Source organism: Streptomyces sp. TRM68367 (assembly GCF_014495685.1).
In the GTDB taxonomy this organism is placed as follows: domain Bacteria; phylum Actinomycetota; class Actinomycetes; order Streptomycetales; family Streptomycetaceae; genus Streptomyces.
The window spans coordinates 18,292-34,090 of sequence record NZ_JACTVI010000040.1 but is presented as its reverse complement, the minus strand read 5'-3'; the positions used below and the strand labels follow the sequence as shown (position 1 = coordinate 34,090).

At 69.5% G+C, this 15,799-nt stretch carries 19 protein-coding genes and 1 pseudogene; 15 read left to right on the top strand and 5 right to left on the bottom strand.

Features of this window, described 5'->3' with window-relative positions:
- Nucleotides 1–6: 6 nt before the first annotated feature.
- The 7 genes from H8R17_RS24280 (at nt 7) to H8R17_RS24250 (ending at nt 6,361) form a co-directional block, all read left to right on the top strand.
- Nucleotides 7–651, top strand: a complete 645-nt coding sequence (locus H8R17_RS24280; RefSeq protein WP_187825326.1) for a TlpA disulfide reductase family protein — start codon at nt 7–9, stop codon at nt 649–651.
- A gap of 1 nt (nt 652) precedes the next feature.
- Nucleotides 653–1,420, top strand: a complete 768-nt coding sequence (locus H8R17_RS24275; protein ID WP_187825325.1) for a cytochrome c biogenesis protein CcdA — start codon at nt 653–655, stop codon at nt 1,418–1,420.
- A gap of 3 nt (nt 1,421–1,423) precedes the next feature.
- Complete coding sequence (locus H8R17_RS24270) at nt 1,424–3,160, top strand: cytochrome c biogenesis protein ResB (RefSeq protein ID WP_187825324.1); 1,737 nt, start codon at nt 1,424–1,426, stop codon at nt 3,158–3,160.
- Complete coding sequence (gene ccsB, locus H8R17_RS24265; protein ID WP_187825323.1) at nt 3,157–4,239, top strand: c-type cytochrome biogenesis protein CcsB; 1,083 nt, start codon at nt 3,157–3,159, stop codon at nt 4,237–4,239. The genes H8R17_RS24270 and ccsB overlap by 4 nt, the downstream gene beginning before the upstream one ends.
- A gap of 197 nt (nt 4,240–4,436) precedes the next feature.
- Entirely contained in the window at nt 4,437–4,727 is a 291-nt protein-coding gene (locus H8R17_RS24260; protein ID WP_316959516.1) for a hypothetical protein, read from the top strand.
- 38 nt (nt 4,728–4,765) lie between these two features.
- Nucleotides 4,766–5,191 (top strand): hypothetical protein, encoded by a 426-nt coding sequence (locus H8R17_RS24255; protein ID WP_187825322.1) that lies wholly within the window; start codon nt 4,766–4,768, stop codon nt 5,189–5,191.
- A 402-nt stretch (nt 5,192–5,593) separates the two neighbouring features.
- Complete coding sequence (locus H8R17_RS24250; RefSeq protein WP_187825321.1) at nt 5,594–6,361, top strand: CDP-alcohol phosphatidyltransferase family protein; 768 nt, start codon at nt 5,594–5,596, stop codon at nt 6,359–6,361.
- Here the strand turns inward: H8R17_RS24250 and H8R17_RS24245 are convergent.
- On the bottom strand, nt 6,300–7,073 hold the full coding sequence (locus tag H8R17_RS24245) for a MerR family transcriptional regulator (RefSeq protein ID WP_187825358.1): 774 nt from the start codon (nt 7,071–7,073) through the stop codon (nt 6,300–6,302). The genes H8R17_RS24250 and H8R17_RS24245 overlap by 62 nt on opposite strands.
- A gap of 92 nt (nt 7,074–7,165) precedes the next feature.
- Here H8R17_RS24245 and H8R17_RS24240 point away from each other — a divergent pair, with 92 nt between their 5' ends.
- Nucleotides 7,166–7,687, top strand: coding sequence for a hypothetical protein (locus H8R17_RS24240; RefSeq protein ID WP_399477183.1), 522 nt, complete (start codon nt 7,166–7,168; stop codon nt 7,685–7,687).
- Between the two features lie 207 nt (nt 7,688–7,894).
- On the opposite strand, the gene infA is transcribed toward H8R17_RS24240, so the two are convergent.
- Together infA and H8R17_RS24230 are read right to left on the bottom strand one after the other, a co-directional pair.
- Entirely contained in the window at nt 7,895–8,119 is a 225-nt protein-coding gene (infA, locus tag H8R17_RS24235) for a translation initiation factor IF-1 (protein WP_010981942.1), read from the bottom strand.
- Complete coding sequence (locus tag H8R17_RS24230) at nt 8,116–8,907, bottom strand: N-acetyltransferase (RefSeq protein WP_187825320.1); 792 nt, start codon at nt 8,905–8,907, stop codon at nt 8,116–8,118. Before H8R17_RS24230 ends, infA begins: the two co-directional genes overlap by 4 nt.
- 495 nt (nt 8,908–9,402) lie before the next feature.
- Between H8R17_RS24230 and H8R17_RS45800 the strand changes: the two are divergent.
- The 3 genes and pseudogenes from H8R17_RS45800 to H8R17_RS24215 form a co-directional block, all read left to right on the top strand.
- Nucleotides 9,403–9,800 (top strand): annotated as a pseudogene (locus H8R17_RS45800) (Scr1 family TA system antitoxin-like transcriptional regulator); the annotation flags it as partial.
- Complete coding sequence (locus H8R17_RS47285; RefSeq protein WP_316959523.1) at nt 9,745–9,870, top strand: DUF397 domain-containing protein; 126 nt, start codon at nt 9,745–9,747, stop codon at nt 9,868–9,870. The pseudogene H8R17_RS45800 and the gene H8R17_RS47285, both read left to right, overlap by 56 nt.
- 66 nt (nt 9,871–9,936) lie before the next feature.
- Nucleotides 9,937–10,857: a DMT family transporter gene (locus H8R17_RS24215; RefSeq protein WP_187825318.1), complete on the top strand. Its 921-nt coding sequence runs from the start codon at nt 9,937–9,939 to the stop codon at nt 10,855–10,857.
- Here the strand turns inward: H8R17_RS24215 and H8R17_RS24210 are convergent.
- Together H8R17_RS24210 and H8R17_RS24205 are read right to left on the bottom strand one after the other, a co-directional pair.
- Nucleotides 10,805–11,710, bottom strand: coding sequence for a LysR family transcriptional regulator (locus tag H8R17_RS24210; RefSeq protein ID WP_187825317.1), 906 nt, complete (start codon nt 11,708–11,710; stop codon nt 10,805–10,807). The genes H8R17_RS24215 and H8R17_RS24210 overlap by 53 nt on opposite strands.
- A 1-nt stretch (nt 11,711) precedes the next feature.
- A complete protein-coding gene (locus H8R17_RS24205; RefSeq protein WP_187825316.1) occupies nt 11,712–12,041 on the bottom strand; it encodes a PLD nuclease N-terminal domain-containing protein in 330 nt (109 codons plus the stop codon).
- A gap of 87 nt (nt 12,042–12,128) precedes the next feature.
- On the opposite strand from H8R17_RS24205, the gene H8R17_RS24200 reads away from it, so the two are divergent.
- The 4 genes from H8R17_RS24200 (at nt 12,129) to H8R17_RS24185 (ending at nt 15,744) form a co-directional block, all read left to right on the top strand.
- On the top strand, nt 12,129–13,580 hold the full coding sequence (locus tag H8R17_RS24200) for a menaquinone biosynthesis decarboxylase (protein ID WP_187825315.1): 1,452 nt from the start codon (nt 12,129–12,131) through the stop codon (nt 13,578–13,580).
- Nucleotides 13,577–14,479 (top strand): menaquinone biosynthesis prenyltransferase MqnP, encoded by a 903-nt coding sequence (gene mqnP, locus H8R17_RS24195; RefSeq protein WP_187825314.1) that lies wholly within the window; start codon nt 13,577–13,579, stop codon nt 14,477–14,479. The genes H8R17_RS24200 and mqnP overlap by 4 nt, the downstream gene beginning before the upstream one ends.
- 67 nt (nt 14,480–14,546) lie before the next feature.
- A complete protein-coding gene (locus tag H8R17_RS24190) occupies nt 14,547–15,221 on the top strand; it encodes a UbiX family flavin prenyltransferase (RefSeq protein WP_187825313.1) in 675 nt (224 codons plus the stop codon).
- Nucleotides 15,222–15,288: 67 nt separating this feature from the next.
- Nucleotides 15,289–15,744: an Lrp/AsnC family transcriptional regulator gene (locus H8R17_RS24185; RefSeq protein ID WP_187825312.1), complete on the top strand. Its 456-nt coding sequence runs from the start codon at nt 15,289–15,291 to the stop codon at nt 15,742–15,744.
- Nucleotides 15,745–15,799: the final 55 nt, after the last annotated feature.

Below are 15,799 nucleotides of genomic sequence, written 5' to 3'. Positions count from 1 at the left end.
TTTCACATGAGTGCCGCCAGCCGCGCCCCGCTGCCCTCGCCCCACCACCGAGGCAACACCCGACACAATGTCCGCCGTAGCGCCTGCCGCGCCGCCCTCCTCGCGGCCGGCGCCGCGCTGACCCTGTCCGCGTGCGGCTCGGGCGGGACCTCGGGAGGCGGCGAGAGCAACTTCGTCCTCGGCAAGGACGGCGTCGACACCGTGGCCAAGAGCGAACGGCACGACGCGCCCGACCTGTCCGGCAAGACCGTCGACGGCAAGCAGCTGGACGTCGCCGACTACAAGGGCAAGGTCGTCGTCATCAACGTGTGGGGCTCCTGGTGCCCGCCCTGCCGCGCCGAGGCACCCGGCTTCGAGAAGGTCTACAAGGACGTCAAGGGCCAGGGCGTACAGTTCGTCGGCATCAACACCCGCGACACCGGCACCGGCCCCGCACTCGCCTTCGAGAAGGAGTACGGGATCACCTACCCCAGCCTGTACGACCCGACGGGCAAGCTGATGCTCCGCTTCGAGAAGGGCACCCTCAACCCGCAGGCCATCCCGTCCACGCTCATCATCGACCGGGACGGCAAGATCGCCGCGCGCACCCTCCAGGCCCTCACCGAGGACAAGCTGCGCGCCATGATCAAGCCGGTCCTGGCGGAGAAGTGACGTGACCGTCACCACACTTGCCGCGGCGGGCTACAACGGCACGGTGCTCAACGGCGCCCTGCTCGTGGCCCTGCCCGTCGCCCTGCTCGGCGGCCTCGTCTCGTTCTTCTCGCCGTGCGTCCTGCCGCTCGTGCCCGGCTATCTGTCGTACGTCACCGGCGTCACCGGCACCGACCTCGCCGAGGCCCGGCGCGGGCGGATGGTCGCCGGCGCCTCCCTGTTCGTGCTCGGCTTCACCGCCGTGTTCGTCTCCAGCGGGGCCCTGTTCGGGTACTTCGGCCAAACGCTCCAGGAGGAGCGGGGCGTCATGTCCAAGGTGCTCGGCGTACTCATGATCGCCATGGGTGTCTTCTTCATGGGGCTGATGCCCTGGTTCACCCAGCGCGAGTTCCGCCTCCACAAGCGGCCGGTGAGCGGCCTGATCGGTGCCCCGCTGCTGGGCGCGCTGTTCGGGATCGGCTGGACGCCGTGCATCGGCCCGACCCTCTCCTCCGTGCTGATGCTCTCCTCCAACCAGGGCAGCGCGGGCCGCGGGGCCCTGCTGACGGTCGCGTACTGCCTGGGCCTCGGCGTGCCCTTCGTGCTCGCCGCCGTCGCCTTCCGCAAGGCGCTCGGCGCGTTCGGCTGGGTCAAGCGCCACTACGTCTGGGTGATGCGCGTTGGCGGCACCATGATGATCGTGACCGGTGTGCTGCTGTTGTCCGGCGCCTGGGACCGCATCCTCGAGCAGATGCAGACCTGGTCCAACGGCTTCACTGTGGGGATCTGATCCATGAGCAAGACCACGACACCGGAGACCTCGGACACGACGTCGGCTGCCGCCGAGGACCGGGACCTGAGCGCCGCCGGCTCCGAGCTCTCCACCGCACCCAAGGAGGAGGGGCCGAACCTCCCCTCCCTCGGAGTCATCGGCTGGGCCCGCTGGTTCTGGCGGCAGCTCACCTCCATGCGGGTCGCGCTGCTGCTGCTCCTGCTGCTCTCCCTCGGCGCCATCCCCGGCTCGCTGATCCCGCAGGAGGGCACCGACGCGACGAAGGTCGCCGCGTTCGTCAAGAACAACCCCACCCTCGGGGAGGTCTACGACAAGCTCGGCATGTTCCACGTCTACAGCTCGGTGTGGTTCTCCGCGATCTACATCCTGCTGTTCATCTCCCTCATCGGCTGCATCATCCCGCGCACCTGGCAGTTCGTCGGCCAGCTCCGCGGCCGCCCCCCGGCCGCGCCCCGGCGCCTGACCCGGCTGCCCGCCTACACCACCTGGCGCACCGAGACCGAGCCCGAGCAGGTCCGCGAGGCCGCGCTGGCCCTGCTGAAGAAGCGCCGCTTCCGCGCCCACCTCGCCGGTGACGCCGTCGCCGCCGAGAAGGGCTATCTGCGCGAACTCGGCAACCTCGCCTTCCACATCGCCCTGATCGTGATGCTGATCGCCTTCGCCTGGGGCCAGTTGTTCAAGGCCGAGGGCTTCAAACTCGTCGTCGAGGGCGACGGCTTCTCCAACACCCTCACCCAGTACGACGACTTCAAGTCCGGCAACCTCTTCACCTCCGACGACCTGAACCCCTTCAGCTTCAACCTGGAGGACTTCAAGGGCACGTACGAGACGAGCGGGCCCAACCGGGGCACCCCGCGCACCTACCAGGCGACGATCGACTACAGCGTGGGCGCCTACGGCAAGGAGCGGAAGACCACCATCAAGGTCAACGAGCCGCTCACGCTCGGCGACACCAAGGTCTACCTGGCCGCCCACGGCTACGCCCCCGTCGTCACCGTCCGCGACGGCAAGGGCAACGTCGTCTACCACGAGCCCGTGCCGCTGCTGCCGCTGGACTCCTTCGCCACCTCCTCCGGCGCGGTCAAGGTCATGGACGGCTACCGCAACCCCAAGGGCCAGAAGGAACAGCTGGGCTTCCAGGCCTTCTTCGTGCCGACCTACCACGGCGGCGCGATGATCTCCCAGTTCCCGGCGCTCGACAACCCGATCCTCGCGCTGAACGCCTACCACGGCGACCTCGGCGTCGACTCCGGCATCCCGCAGAGCGTGTACCAGCTCGACAAGTCCCACCTGAAGGAGTTCAAGGACTCCAAGGGCCAGCTGCTGAAGAAGCTGCTCAAGCCCGGCCAGACCATGCAGCTCCCGAACGGCGCCGGCTCGATCACCTTCGAGAAGAACATCAAGGAGTGGGCGCAGTTCCAGATCACCCAGCAGCCGGGCAGCGGCTGGGCGCTGGGCGGTGCCATCGCCGCGATCTTCGGTCTCGCCGCCTCCCTGTTCATCCAGCGCCGCCGGGTCTGGGTGCGCGCGGTCAGGGGCGCCGACGGCATCACCGTCGTCGAGATGGCCGGCCTAGGCCGCAGCGAGTCCGCCAAGGTCCCCGAGGAACTCGGCGACCTCGCCGGAATCCTCTACGACCAGGCCCCGGGCGCGCCCGACCCGGACGACGACCCCACTCCCGACGACCCCACCCCCGACCCCCAAGCCGTACCTGCCGAAGGGGCTGAGCAGCAATGACTCTCGCCGCCGCCACCAACGAACATCTCGCGAACATCAGCAACGTGCTGATCTACTCCGCGATGGCCGTCTACACCCTGGCCTTCTTCGCCCACATCGCCGAGTGGATCTTCGGCAGCCGCAGCAAGGTCGCGCGGACGGCCGCCGCGCTCTCCGGCAAGCAGGAGGCGAAGAAGGCGGCCCCGGCCGTCACGGTCAACAAGGCCGGCGGCACCGCCGTACTGGAGCGGCCCAAGGTCGTCGTACGGGCCGCGGCCGGGCAGCGGGACGTGCCGGACGGGCCCGGGGCGCACGGCGGGGACGCGCAGGGCGACCTCTACGGGCGCATCGCCATCTCGCTCACCGTGCTGGCCTTCCTGATCGCGCTCAGCGGCGTGCTCACTCGCGCCCTTTCGGTGCAGCGGGCGCCGTGGGGCAACATGTACGAGTTCAACATCACCTTCTCCACGGTCGCCGTCGCCGTGTACCTGTTGCTGCTGGCACTGAAGAAGAACGTGCGGTGGCTCGGGCTGTTCCTGGTCACCACGGTCCTCCTCGATCTCGGCCTCGCCGTCACCGTCCTGTACACCGCCAGCGACCAGTTGGTTCCGGCCCTTCACTCGTACTGGCTGTACATCCACGTCTCCACCGCGATCCTGTGCGGCGCGGTCTTCTACGTCGGCGCGGTCGCCACGATCCTGTACCTCTTCAAGGACTCGTACGAGAACAAGCTCGCCACCGGCGGCACGCCCGGCACCTTCGCGACCTCCGTCCTGGAGCGGCTGCCCGCCTCGTCCTCCCTCGACAAGTTCGCCTACCGCGTCAACGCCGCCGTCTTCCCGCTGTGGACGTTCACGATCATCGCGGGCGCCATCTGGGCGGGCGACGCCTGGGGCCGCTACTGGGGCTGGGACCCCAAGGAGACCTGGTCCTTCATCACCTGGGTCGCCTACGCCTGCCACCTGCACGCCCGCGCCACGGCCGGCTGGAAGGGCCGCAAGGCCGCCTACCTGGCCATGCTCGCCTTCGGCTGCTGGCTGTTCAACTACTACGGCGTGAACATCTTCATCTCCGGCAAGCACTCGTACGCCGGGGTCTGAGACCCTCATGCTGTTCAAGGCCGGTTCCTGTGACCTGAGTCACGGGAACCGGCCTTCGTCGTACCCGGCTCACCGGCGACTGGGCGAGCGCCGAGGACGTCGTCTCACTGACCTTCCTGGACGCCTGGCGGCTGCGCGGAAAGCTCGACGAGGAGGGGGCCTCCCTGCGGGTCGGCGACCTGATCCAGTCGGCGATCGTGCCGCCGGCGCAGCGGGCGGCCCGCTACCGGGCGGTCGCGCGCATCCCCGGCGTGAGCGTGGTGGAGGACGCAGTCGACGCCGTCGGCCGACGCGGCGTGGCGATCACCCGCCAGGACCCCGACAACCACAGCCGCGACGAGTGGATCCTCGACGCGCGGACCCACGAGTTCCCCGGCGAACGCAGCGTGGCCACCGACGACTACTTCAACATCGAGGAGGGCACCGTCACCAGCAACACCGCCGTCCTGCGCCGGGCCGTCGTGGACAAGCCGGGCGAGCGCCCGTAGCGCGTGCACGACACCCTGCGCGGAGTCAGGCTGGTGTCATGACCGGTTCCATCGAACAGGGCGCCAGCCAGACCCGCGGAAGCACGCACATCCTGCACTTCCTCGTGCGGCTTCCCCGGCCCATGGAGGCGGTCTGGCCGGCGTTCTCCACGCCGGACGGGCTCGCCGCCTGGTTCACCCCGGCCGACGTGCTCGAACCCCACCTCCATGGCGCGGTCACCCTGCGTGACCTCGGCAGCGGGCAGATCACCGCCTGGGACGTGGACCGGGTCGCCGAGTACACGGTCGAGGGCGGCGGCCGGATCCGCTTCCACCTGGAACGCGACGGCGAGGAGGGCTCCGCCCTCCGCTTCACCCACGAGTTCCGGGGGGAACAGGAGTCCGAGCAGCGCTGGCGGAATCGTTTCGAGCGGCTGATCGAGCTGCTGGAGAGCAGACAGGATCCCGCGCGACCGCCACGATGACGTCCCGCAGCCGGTCCACGTACAGTCGCAGGTTCTTGTGCGCGACATCGGTGTCCGGGTAGCGGCTCGCGAAGCACAGCCCCTCGTGCAGCCGGGGCACCCACGCGCACACCTGGTACGCCGGCGGCCGGGAGTCCTCCGGCGTGCGTCTCGCCGCCGCGACGGTCGCCGGACTGAGCGTCCACTCGACGAGCCGTCCGGGCAACGGAGATCAGTCGGCCTCCAGTCGGAGATCCGCCGACATCGACGGAGGCGGACCGGCCGGACCGCCACCGGTCCGCGGTCCAACGGCCCATCAGACCACCGACGTTGACCTGGCCCGAGCCCCGCCGAAACCCCCTCTGTACGCTGGCCCGATCATCGCCGCGCGTGCGGCAGTTGCCCGGGTGTGGAGGAACGGTCATGGGTGCTGCTCCGGTACTGGAGGAGCTGCGGGAGGTCTGCCAGCCGCAGGCCAAGCTGGCAAGCCGGAACGGCGAACACTGGGCGGGCCGCCTGTACATGCGGAGGATCTCGCTGCGCTTCACCCGGCAACTGGTCCGCACCCCCGTCACCCCCGACCAGCTGACCTGGACCATGGTCGTGTGCGGCGTCGCGGCCGGCGCCGCACTGATGATCCCCGGCCTGACCGGCGCCGTCCTGGCCGTCGTCCTGATGCAGCTCTTCCTGCTCTTCGACTGCGTGGACGGCGAGGTCGCCCGCTGGAAGGGCCAGAACAGCGCGGCCGGCATCTACGTCGACCGCCTCGGCGCCTATCTGGCGGACGCCGCGCTCATGGCGGGCGCCGGATACCGCGCTGCCGAGTCCGGGTTCGGCGGCTGGCTCTCCGTCGGCATCGCCACCGCCCTCGGCGTCGTCCTGCTCAAGGCCTCGACCGACCTCGTCGACGTGGCCCGCGCCCGCCGCGGGCTCGCCGTCGCCGACGACGAGTCGACCCGCCCGCGCTCGCAGGGCGTGGCCGCCGTGCGCCGGATCGCCGCCGCGTTCAAGATCCACCGCGTGACGAACGGCATCGAGGCGTCGCTGGTCCTGCTGGCCGCTGCGGTCGCCGACAAGGTGACGGGCGGCATCGAACCCACGCGCTGGGTGCTCGCCGCGCTCGCCGTGATCACGTGGGTGATGGTCCCGGCCCACCTGCTGTCGATCCTGTCGTCGTCCCGGCTGCGCTGACGGGGCTTACCACGCCGAGGTAGTCGTGCAGGGCGCCCGCGCCCTCCAGCATCTCCCGGGTACGGCCCGCCAGCGCCTCCCCGCGTGCCGCGATCGCCGCCCGCAGCGCCTCCGTGCTCCCCTCGCGGCGCAGCTCGTCCAGGACCGGCCGGATCTGGCCGAGCAGGTAGTGGCTGCGGCGCAGCGTCTGTACGAACCGGGCGTCGCGCACGTCGGCCGGGTCGTACACCCGGTATCCCGTGCCGCGCTCCCGGCGCGGCGCGAGCAGCCCGGCCGCCTCCCACACGCGCAGCGCGGACGGCCGTACGCCCAGCAGCGCGGCCACCTCGCCGACGCGCAGGCCGCCGGAGCGGGGGAGCGGAGCGGGCGGCTGCCCGGCCAGGACCTCCAGGGCCTCGCTGGCTGCGTGCAGGGAGACCCGCTCCTCGTGCAGCGCCGCGTGCGTGGCATCCACGACCGCGAGCGCGCCGGATACGTCCCCCTCGTGCACGGTCCGCATGATCCGCGTCGCCGTCACCGGCCCGTACCCCTTCATCAGCGTGCGATAGGCCAGCAGCGCACGCCGGTGCACCTCCTCGAAGACGCGGTAACCGGACGCGGTGCGGGCGGCCGGGGGCAGGATGCCGGCGTCCTCGTAGTTGCGGATCTGCTGCGTGGAGACCCCGGCGAGGCGGGCCAGGTCGACGGGGCGGAGGCGGCGGGCATTCATCATCGATTTGAAGGTTACGTCAGGTCGCATCAGCCAGGTCATCGATGGTCGCCGTAAAAGTCTCAACAAAGCACTTCAATGGAAAACTTGAAGGCATGGACGACGACCGCATACACATCACCGGCGCTCGCCTGCACAACCTCAAGAATGTCTCCCTCAGCCTCCCGAAGAACAGTCTGGTCGTCCTGACCGGCCTGTCCGGCTCGGGCAAGTCCACACTCGCCTTCGACACGCTGCACCGGGAGGGCCAGCGCCAGTACATGGAGTCGCTGGGCATGGTCACCGGCTTCGTCAGCCGCCCCTCCGTGGACTCCATCACCGGCCTGTCCCCGTCGATCAGCGTCGACCAGCACCTCACCAACCGCAGCCCGCGCTCCACGGTCGGCACGGTCACCGAGGTGTTCACCTACCTGCGCCTGCTGTGGTCCCGGATCGGCGCACGCCCCTGCCCCGGCTGCGGCGGCACGGTCCCGCCCGCGCACACCTACGCCTACGACGATGACGAGGACGCCGAACCGGAGATGGCACCCTGCCCGCACTGCGGCACCCTCGTGCCGGAACTCGTGATGGGCACCTGCGGCTGCGAATCGAAGCTCTTGCTCCCGGACCGGACGTAGACGTTGTAAACGTCAGCCTCGCCATCGTCGACGACGGTGAACCATGCTCGGGCGAGGCATTCGTCATTCATATTGGTCAATGTCCCCGTGACATAGGCCCAGTTCGTAGGTCTCGTAACACGATCTTGGCATCATCGTGGCTCCGGTCACGGATACGCCGTGACCGGAGCCCCAGGATCAGCTACCGCGGAAGGTGCCGACCGCCGCCTAGTTCCGGTACCGGAACACGATCCGGCCGCGCGTCAGGTCGTACGGCGGGAGCTCCACCAGCACCCGGTCCTCCAGCATGATCTTGATGTAGTTCTTGCGGATTTTCCCGCTGATGTGCGCGAGCACCTGGTGGCCGTTCTCGAGCTCCACGGTGAACATGGCGCTGCGCAGGCACTCGACGACCTTGCCCTCGACTTCGATGACGTTCTTGTTCTTCGTCATCGCACCAGCTCCAGGTTGCTGCTCATCGGCCGGGCGCCGATGCCCTCGAACAGCGCCGAGGCTGCTTGGTTGGACTCGTGGACTTCGGTCCAGGCCGCGGCGAACCCGGAGCGGTGCAGCGTCCCCAGCGCGTGGGCCAGCAGCGCCCGCGCGATGCCGCGGCGCTGCTCGCCGGCCCGGACCGCGACCAGCCCGATGCGCGGCCGGTTCACCGTCACCACCCGGATCAGACCCAGGTAGCCCTCCGGCGCCGCGGCCACGGCGTACTTCGACGGGTCGACGATGGTGTCGCCTTCGGGGCGGGGAATTACCTCCGCGGGCATCGACTGCCACCCGACGGTCGCCTCGACTTCGTCACGGATCGCGCGGTCCACCGCCCGCAGCAGACTCTCGTCCGCCTGACCGGCGGGCACGATCGTCACGCCCGAAGGCGGCAGGACTTCGTCGAGCCCTGTGACCCGCGGGTCGGTCGGCACGACGTACTCCCACTCGCGACGCCGGATCGTGAAACCGGCCCGCCGCCAGCCGGCCGTCAGCTCGACGGCGGCTTCGTCGACCACCGTGTACAGCGGCGCCGGCAGTTCCGCCAGCATCGCCTCGGCGAGCCGGTCGAAGGTGGCGTCGTGCCAGGCGTCGATGCTGACGAACAAGCGTCCGTCGGGCCGGTGCTCCGCATGCCCGCGGCCGACCACCAGGTCGTCATCCAGTGCATGCCACTGCCTGTCCGCGACGCGCGTGATCATCACCGCGTTCTCGCTCAGGCCAGATGTGAAAGGCTTCGTGTTCATCGGAGTCTCCTTCCAGGAGAGCCTCGATCTCAGGCGCTCCTGGCGACACCGAACGTCAGCCGCCGGACCGTGACGGGTTGAGGGAGCACCCATGGGTAACTGTGTTCACGGGGCTCACCTCCATACGACGACTTCACGGTCCACCACGAAAGTAGCAGCGGGGCGCCGCCTCGCTCCAATCCTTTTCCTATGGCTCGTAGCGCGATCATGATCCGGTCTTCTTGAGCCTTCGAGCCGTACGCCTTGTCGCCCAGAAGGCACTCCGGCCGCCGCCGGGGCCGGGCCGGGTCGTCCGGCGACGGGCGGGAGGCCGTCGACGAGATGGAGGGTCTGGCTGATGTCGTTGACGTCGACGGTCACCTCACAGCCGTTCCAGTACCGCGGAGTCCGCGAACGTACGGCGATACCGGGTGTGCCGCGTCTCCTGGGTGCGCCTGCGCTGCCACTCCTCCACCTGCGCCGGATCCGGGTGCCGTCCTGACGCCGCCCCGCAGGCGCAGGGCCAAGATGGACGCCGAGGCGGTGGAACTGTGCGCATATCAGGAGCGGGTCATTCCAGGTCTGTTGCAGACGCCTGACTACGCGTGGACGCTGTTCTCGCGTGTCATGAGCGACGACGAGGCCGAGGAACGCGTCCGTGCCCGGCTGAGCCGACAGCAGCGCTTCCTGGCCGACGGCGGCCCCCTGTACGTCGTTCTCCACCGTCAGCCCGCGAGTCCGCCGTTCTGATCAGCGACGCGATGGAGGGGTATGAGCAGCATGAACAGGTACGAACTCAGCGCGGCGACCTGGGTCAAGAGCAGCTACAGCGGCGACAACGGCGGCGACTGCGTCGAAATCGCCCCCGCTATCCCCGCCGTCGTCCCCGTCCGCGACAGCAAGACGGCCCCTGACGGCCCCGTCCTGACCGTCAGCCGAGCCGCCTGGGCCGCGTTCACCTCGTCGTATCGGCGTCACCGATAGGCCCATCGAGGAGACGCCCCACTGGCGCGTAGCCCCGCAGGTCAGAGCCTCCGTACCGTCCTGGGCATGATCTCGGATTACAAGGGCACCGCCCAACTCACCGCCGCCATGGTGCTGTCCGGCACGCTCGGCGTGTTCGTCGTGGAGTCGGGTGCGTCGCCGTTCAATGTCGTCTTCTTCCGTGTGCTGTTCGGCGCCCTCGCCCTTGGCGCCTATGTCGTCGCGCGGGGCTGGCTGCGCGGCCACGGCTTCACTCCACGCACGCTCGGGCTCACCGTTCTCGGTGGGGTGTTCATCGTCTTCAACTGGGTGTTTCTGTTCGAGTCGTACGAGAACACCTCGATCTCGGTGGCCACGGTCGTCTATCACACGCAGCCGTTCTATGTGGTGCTGCTCGGCGCGCTGCTGTTCCGTGAGCGGTTGACCGGCGCCAAGGTCGGGTGGATCGTCGTGGCCTTCGCGGGGTTGATCCTGGTCTCCGGGGTCACGCCCGGCGACTTCGCGAGCGGGGGTGGCTATCTCCTGGGTGTTGGTCAGGCCCTGCTCGCCGCGCTGTTGTACGGGCTGTCCACGCTGGTCACCAAGCGCGTCACCGGCGTACGTCCGCATCTGATCGCCCTCGTCCAGGTGCTCGTAGGCATCCCGCTGTTGCTGCCCTTCGCGGAGTTCGGAGCGATGCGGGGCACCGGGGCCGACTGGGGCTGGCTGGTCGGGCTCGGCATCATCCACACGGGGCTGATGTACGTCCTGATGTATGCCGCCTACGCCCAGCTGCCGACATCGAAGATCGCTGTGCTGGCCTTTGTCTACCCGGCCGTCGCGATGGTCATGGACTGGGCGGTGTACGGCCACCACATCGGGCTCGTCCAGGCCCTCGGCGTCCCGCTGATCGTGACGGCGAGCCTGAAGGTGACGCTGGCGAAGTCACGGGTCGTCACCGCTCGGCCGACGCCTGCTCCCGCATCACCCGTAGCGTCTCGTCGATGAACAGCCGTAGGTGGCGCGGCAGCCGCTTGCCCTCGCGCCAGGCCAGCTGGGTGTGGAGCTGGAAGGGGGGCTTCCAGTCCAGTTCCGCCAGCTCGCCGGAGGCAAGCTCGGTCCGTACGGCCATCCGCGGCAGCAGCGCGACGCCGAGGCCGCCCGCCACACCGCGCTTGGTGGCCTCGATCGTGCCGAACTCCATGAAGGGCGGCGACTGGCCGTGCACGCCCTTGAGTTCGGCCTCGAACAGGTCGCGGTACGGGCAGCCGGGCTCCGTGCCCACCAGCTGGGCCGCCGCCAGGTCCTCGGTCGTGAGCGTGGGCCGGCCGGACGCCAGGGGGTGGCGCGGCGCGGCGACGAGTACGAGCGGTTCGGGGATCAGCACCGCCGTCTCCAGGCCCGGGTGCTCGGCCATCGGCTCCATCAGGAACCCGACGTCGTACGTCCCGTCCCGCAGCGCCTGCCGGGTCTCGTCGCCCAGCGTCGGACGCATCGACAGCCGGATTTTGGGATAGCGGTGATGGAAGAGCTCCAGCAGCGGGGGCAGCCGGTACGACGTCAGCGACTCCATCGTGCCGACCGTCAGCGAACCGGCCGGTTCCTCGGCCCCGGCCACCGCCGCCCGCGCCTCCTCGTTCAGCTCGATGATCCGGCGGGCGTACGGCAGCAGTCGCTCGCCCGCCTCCGTCAGGCGGATGCGGCTGCCGAGGCGGTCGAACAGCTCGGCGCCGAGGGAGGACTCCAGGGCGCGGACCTGGCTGGTCACGCTGGACTGCGCGTACTTCAGCTCGGCCGCGGCGCGGGTGAAGCTCAGCAGCGTGGCGACCTTCTCGAAGGTGACGAGCAGCCGCAGCTCCATGTCAGGTCTCGTCCCGCTTCCGGTCGTCCTTGTCGTCGTTGTCGGGGTCCTCGTCGAGGGACTTCAGGAAATCGGGGTTGTCGTCCGGCGCGACCCACTGCTGCGAGCGGCTGCCGCCGCTGCGGACGCCGGACCAGCCCTCGGCGGCCGGGCTGCGCTTCTTGCCCGCGATGATCCAGGAGATCGAACCGACGAGCGGGAAGACCAGCACGAGGATCGCCCACAGCGGCTTCGGCATGTGGCGGACCTCGTCGTCCTTCGTGCTGATGCAGTCGATGAACGCGTACACGCTCAACGCCAGGGGGATGAGGAACATCAGCACCCGGAGCATGGGCCTCTCCAGCGACAGGGGGGTCGGGGCCGCGGTCACAGCCCCCAGGTACAGGGCAAGGGTAGCCGCTCGGGGATACTTGACCCCATGGCTTACGACGATCTTCGCTCCCTGCTCAGGGCGCTGGAGCGCGAGGGTGACCTCAAGCGCATCAAGGCCGAGGTGGACCCGTATCTGGAGGTCGGGGAGATCGTCGACCGGGTGAACAAGGCCGGCGGTCCCGCGCTGCTCTTCGAGAACGTGCGCGGGGCGCGCATGCCGCTCGCCATGAACGTCTTCGGGACCGACCGGCGGCTGCTGAAGGCGCTCGGCCTGAAGTCGTACGACGAGATCTCCGGCAGGATCGGCGGGCTGCTCAAGCCCGAGCTGCCGCACGGGTTCGTCGGCGTGCGCGAGGCCTTCGGCAAGCTCGGCGCGATGACGCACGTACCGCCGAAGAAGGTGAAGGACGCGCCGGTGCAGGAGGTCGTGCTGCGCGGTGACGACGTCGACCTGGACTCCCTGCCCGCGCTGTTCACCTGGCCCAAGGACGGCGGCTCCTTCTTCAACCTCGGGCTCACGCACACCAAGGACCCGGAGAGCGACGTACGGAACCTCGGTCTGTACCGGCTCCAGCGGCACGACCGCCGCACGATCGGCATGCACTGGCAGATCCACAAGGACAGCCGGAACCACTACCAGGTGGCGGCCAGGAGGGGCGAGCGGCTGCCGGTCGCGATCGCCTTCGGGTGTCCGCCCGCGGTGACGTACGCGTCCACCGCCCCGCTGCCCGGCGACATCGACGAGTACCTCTTCGCCGGGTTCGTCGCGGGCAAGCGGATCGAGATGGTCGACTGCAAGACGGTGCCGTTGCAGGTGCCGGCGCAGGCGGAGGTTGTCCTGGAGGGCTGGCTGGAGCCCGGCGAGATGCTGCCCGAGGGGCCGTTCGGCGACCACACCGGGTTCTACACGCCGCAGGAGCCGTTCCCGGCCCTGACCATCGACTGCGTGACGATGCGGAAGCGGCCGCTGCTGCAGTCGATCGTCGTAGGCAGGCCCCCGACGGAGGACGGACCCCTCGGCCGGGCGACGGAACGCTTCTTCCTCCCCCTGCTGAAGATCATCGTCCCGGACATCGTGGACTACCACCTGCCGGAGGCCGGCGGTTTCCACAACTGTGCGATCGTCTCGATCGAGAAGAAGTACCCCAAGCACGCGCAGAAGGTGATGCACGCGGTCTGGGGTGCGCACATGATGTCCCTGACCAAGCTGATCGTGGTCGTCGACGCCGACTGCGACGTGCACGATCTGCACGAGGTCGCGTGGCGGGCCCTCGGCAACACCGACTACGCCCGTGACCTCACCGTCGTCGAGGGGCCGGTCGACCACCTCGACCACGCCTCCTACCAGCAGTTCTGGGGCGGCAAGGCGGGCATCGACGCGACGAAGAAGTGGCCCGAGGAGGGCTACACGCGCGACGGGGGGTGGCCGGACATGGTGGAGTCCGACCCGGAGACGGCGGCGAAGGTGGACCGCCGCTGGAAGGAGTACGGCCTGTGAGTTCCGCGTCCGCTGCGATCCCCCAGCCGGGGCGCACCAGGGCCTTCCTGCGCCTGGTCATGATCGAGCACTCGGTGTTCGCGCTGCCCTTCGCGTACATCGCCGCGCTCACCGCGATGTTCCAGTGGGACAAGAACATCCACTGGGGGCGGCTGCTCCTGGTCACCATCTGCATGGTCGGGCTGCGCACCTTCGCCATGGCGGTCAACCGGATCATCGACCGCGAGATCGACGCCCGCAACCCCCGTACGGCGCACCGCGAGCTGGTGACCGGCGCCATGACGGTGAAGCACGCCTGGACGGGTGCGCTGGTCGCGCTGGTGATCTTCCTGGGCGCGGCGGCCCTGCTGAACCCGCTGTGCCTGGCCCTGGCCCCCATCGCCGTCATCCCGATGGTGGTCTACCCGTACGGCAAACGCTTCACGAACTTCCCGCAGGCCATCCTGGGCCTCGCCCAGGCGATGGGCCCGATCGGCGGCTGGCTGGCGATCACCGGCTCGTGGTCCTGGGACGCGGTGATCCTGGGCCTGGCCGTCGGCATCTGGATCGGCGGCTTCGACCTGATCTACGCCTGCCAGGACGTGGAGACGGACCGCGAGATCGGCGTCATGTCGGTCCCGGCGCGCTTCGGGGTGCCGGCGGCGATCTGGGGCGCGCGGGTCTGCCACACCCTCACCACGGTCCTGTTCGTCTGGTACGCCCTCACCACCGGCGCCGGCGCCTTCTTCTGGCTCGGCCTGCTGATCGTCGCGGGCGCCTTCCTGTACGAGCACTCGATCGTCCGCCCGCATGACCTGTCCCGCGTGAACAGGGCGTTCTTCAGCGTCAACGGCTTTATCGGGATTGCCCTGTTCGTGTGCGCGCTGCTGGATCTGTCGGTGCGCGGGCTCACGGTCTGACCGCAGGGCACCCGGTCCGAAAAGGTCGCGGTCCGGATCTTGGTAGCCGACGGATAGGCTCGTCCCCATGAAGCCAGGACAGACGCAGCGCACACCTTGGATCTTGGGGGTGTCCGGGGCTTCCGGAACGCCCTATGCCGCCTCCGTGCTGCGTGCGCTTCTGGCGGCGGGGGAGAGCGTGGACCTGATCGTCTCGCGGGCTTCCCGGCTGACGCTGCTCGACGAGACCGGGATCTCCTTCCGGGACGCCCACTGGCGGGACGACCTGCGCGAATGGCTGTCGCGGGGGGCCGACGGGAAGCCGGGGGCCTGCGACATCGGCCTTACCGACGTACGGCACTGGAGTCCCGGGGACCTGGCGGCGGGGCCGTCCTCGGGGTCGTATCCGGCCAAGGGCATGCTGATCGTGCCCGCGTCGACGGCCTGTGTCGCCGGTGTGGCGCTGGGGCTGTCCAAGGATCTTCTGCAGCGGGCGGCGAGCGTGACCCTCAAGGAGCGGCGCCCGCTGGTCGTGGCCGTGCGCGAGACCCCGCTCAGCGGCCAGACCCTGCGGCATCTGGTCGCCCTCGACGACGCGGGCGCGGCCGTCGTCCCGGCCTCACCGGCCTTCTACGCGGGCGCGACGCACATCCAGGACCTGGTGGACTTCGTCGCCGGACGCGCTCTCGACTCGGCGGGGGTCCCGCATCGGCTGTACCGCCGGTGGGACGGGGAGCTCGGGGGCGGGTCCCGAGCCACCTGAGCAGCCACTTCATCTTCCGGAACTCTTCAGACCTCTTCAGACCTCTTCAGCGGAAGGCTTCGATCGCATGGACGCGGTGGACAGGCAGCTCATCCAGGCCCTGAGGGAGAACGGCCGGGCCTCCTATGCGGAGCTGGGACGCCTCGTCGGCCTGTCGGGGCCCAGCGTCACCGACCGCATCAACCGGCTGGAGGCGGCCGGTGTCATCACCGGCTACCGGGCCACCGTGGACGCGGCCTCGCTCGGGCTCGGCGTCACCGCCCTGATCGGCATCTCGCTCTCCGACGCCACCGACCACGAGGACGTGGCGGGGCGGCTGCGGGAGCTCAACGAGATCGAGGACTGCTGGTTCATCGCCGGTGACGACTCCTACATGCTCAAGGTGCGCGCGGCCGACGTGGACGGGCTGGAGAAGATCATCCGGCGGTTGAGCGGTACCAAGGGTGTCTCCCGGACCCGTACGACGATCGTGCTCTCCACGAAGTGGGAGAACCGGGTGGGTGAGCTGCCGGAACAGGTGTAGGCCCGAAGGGCCGCAGGGGCATCTCCCGCCCGAGGGGTGGGGGAGTACGGTCTTT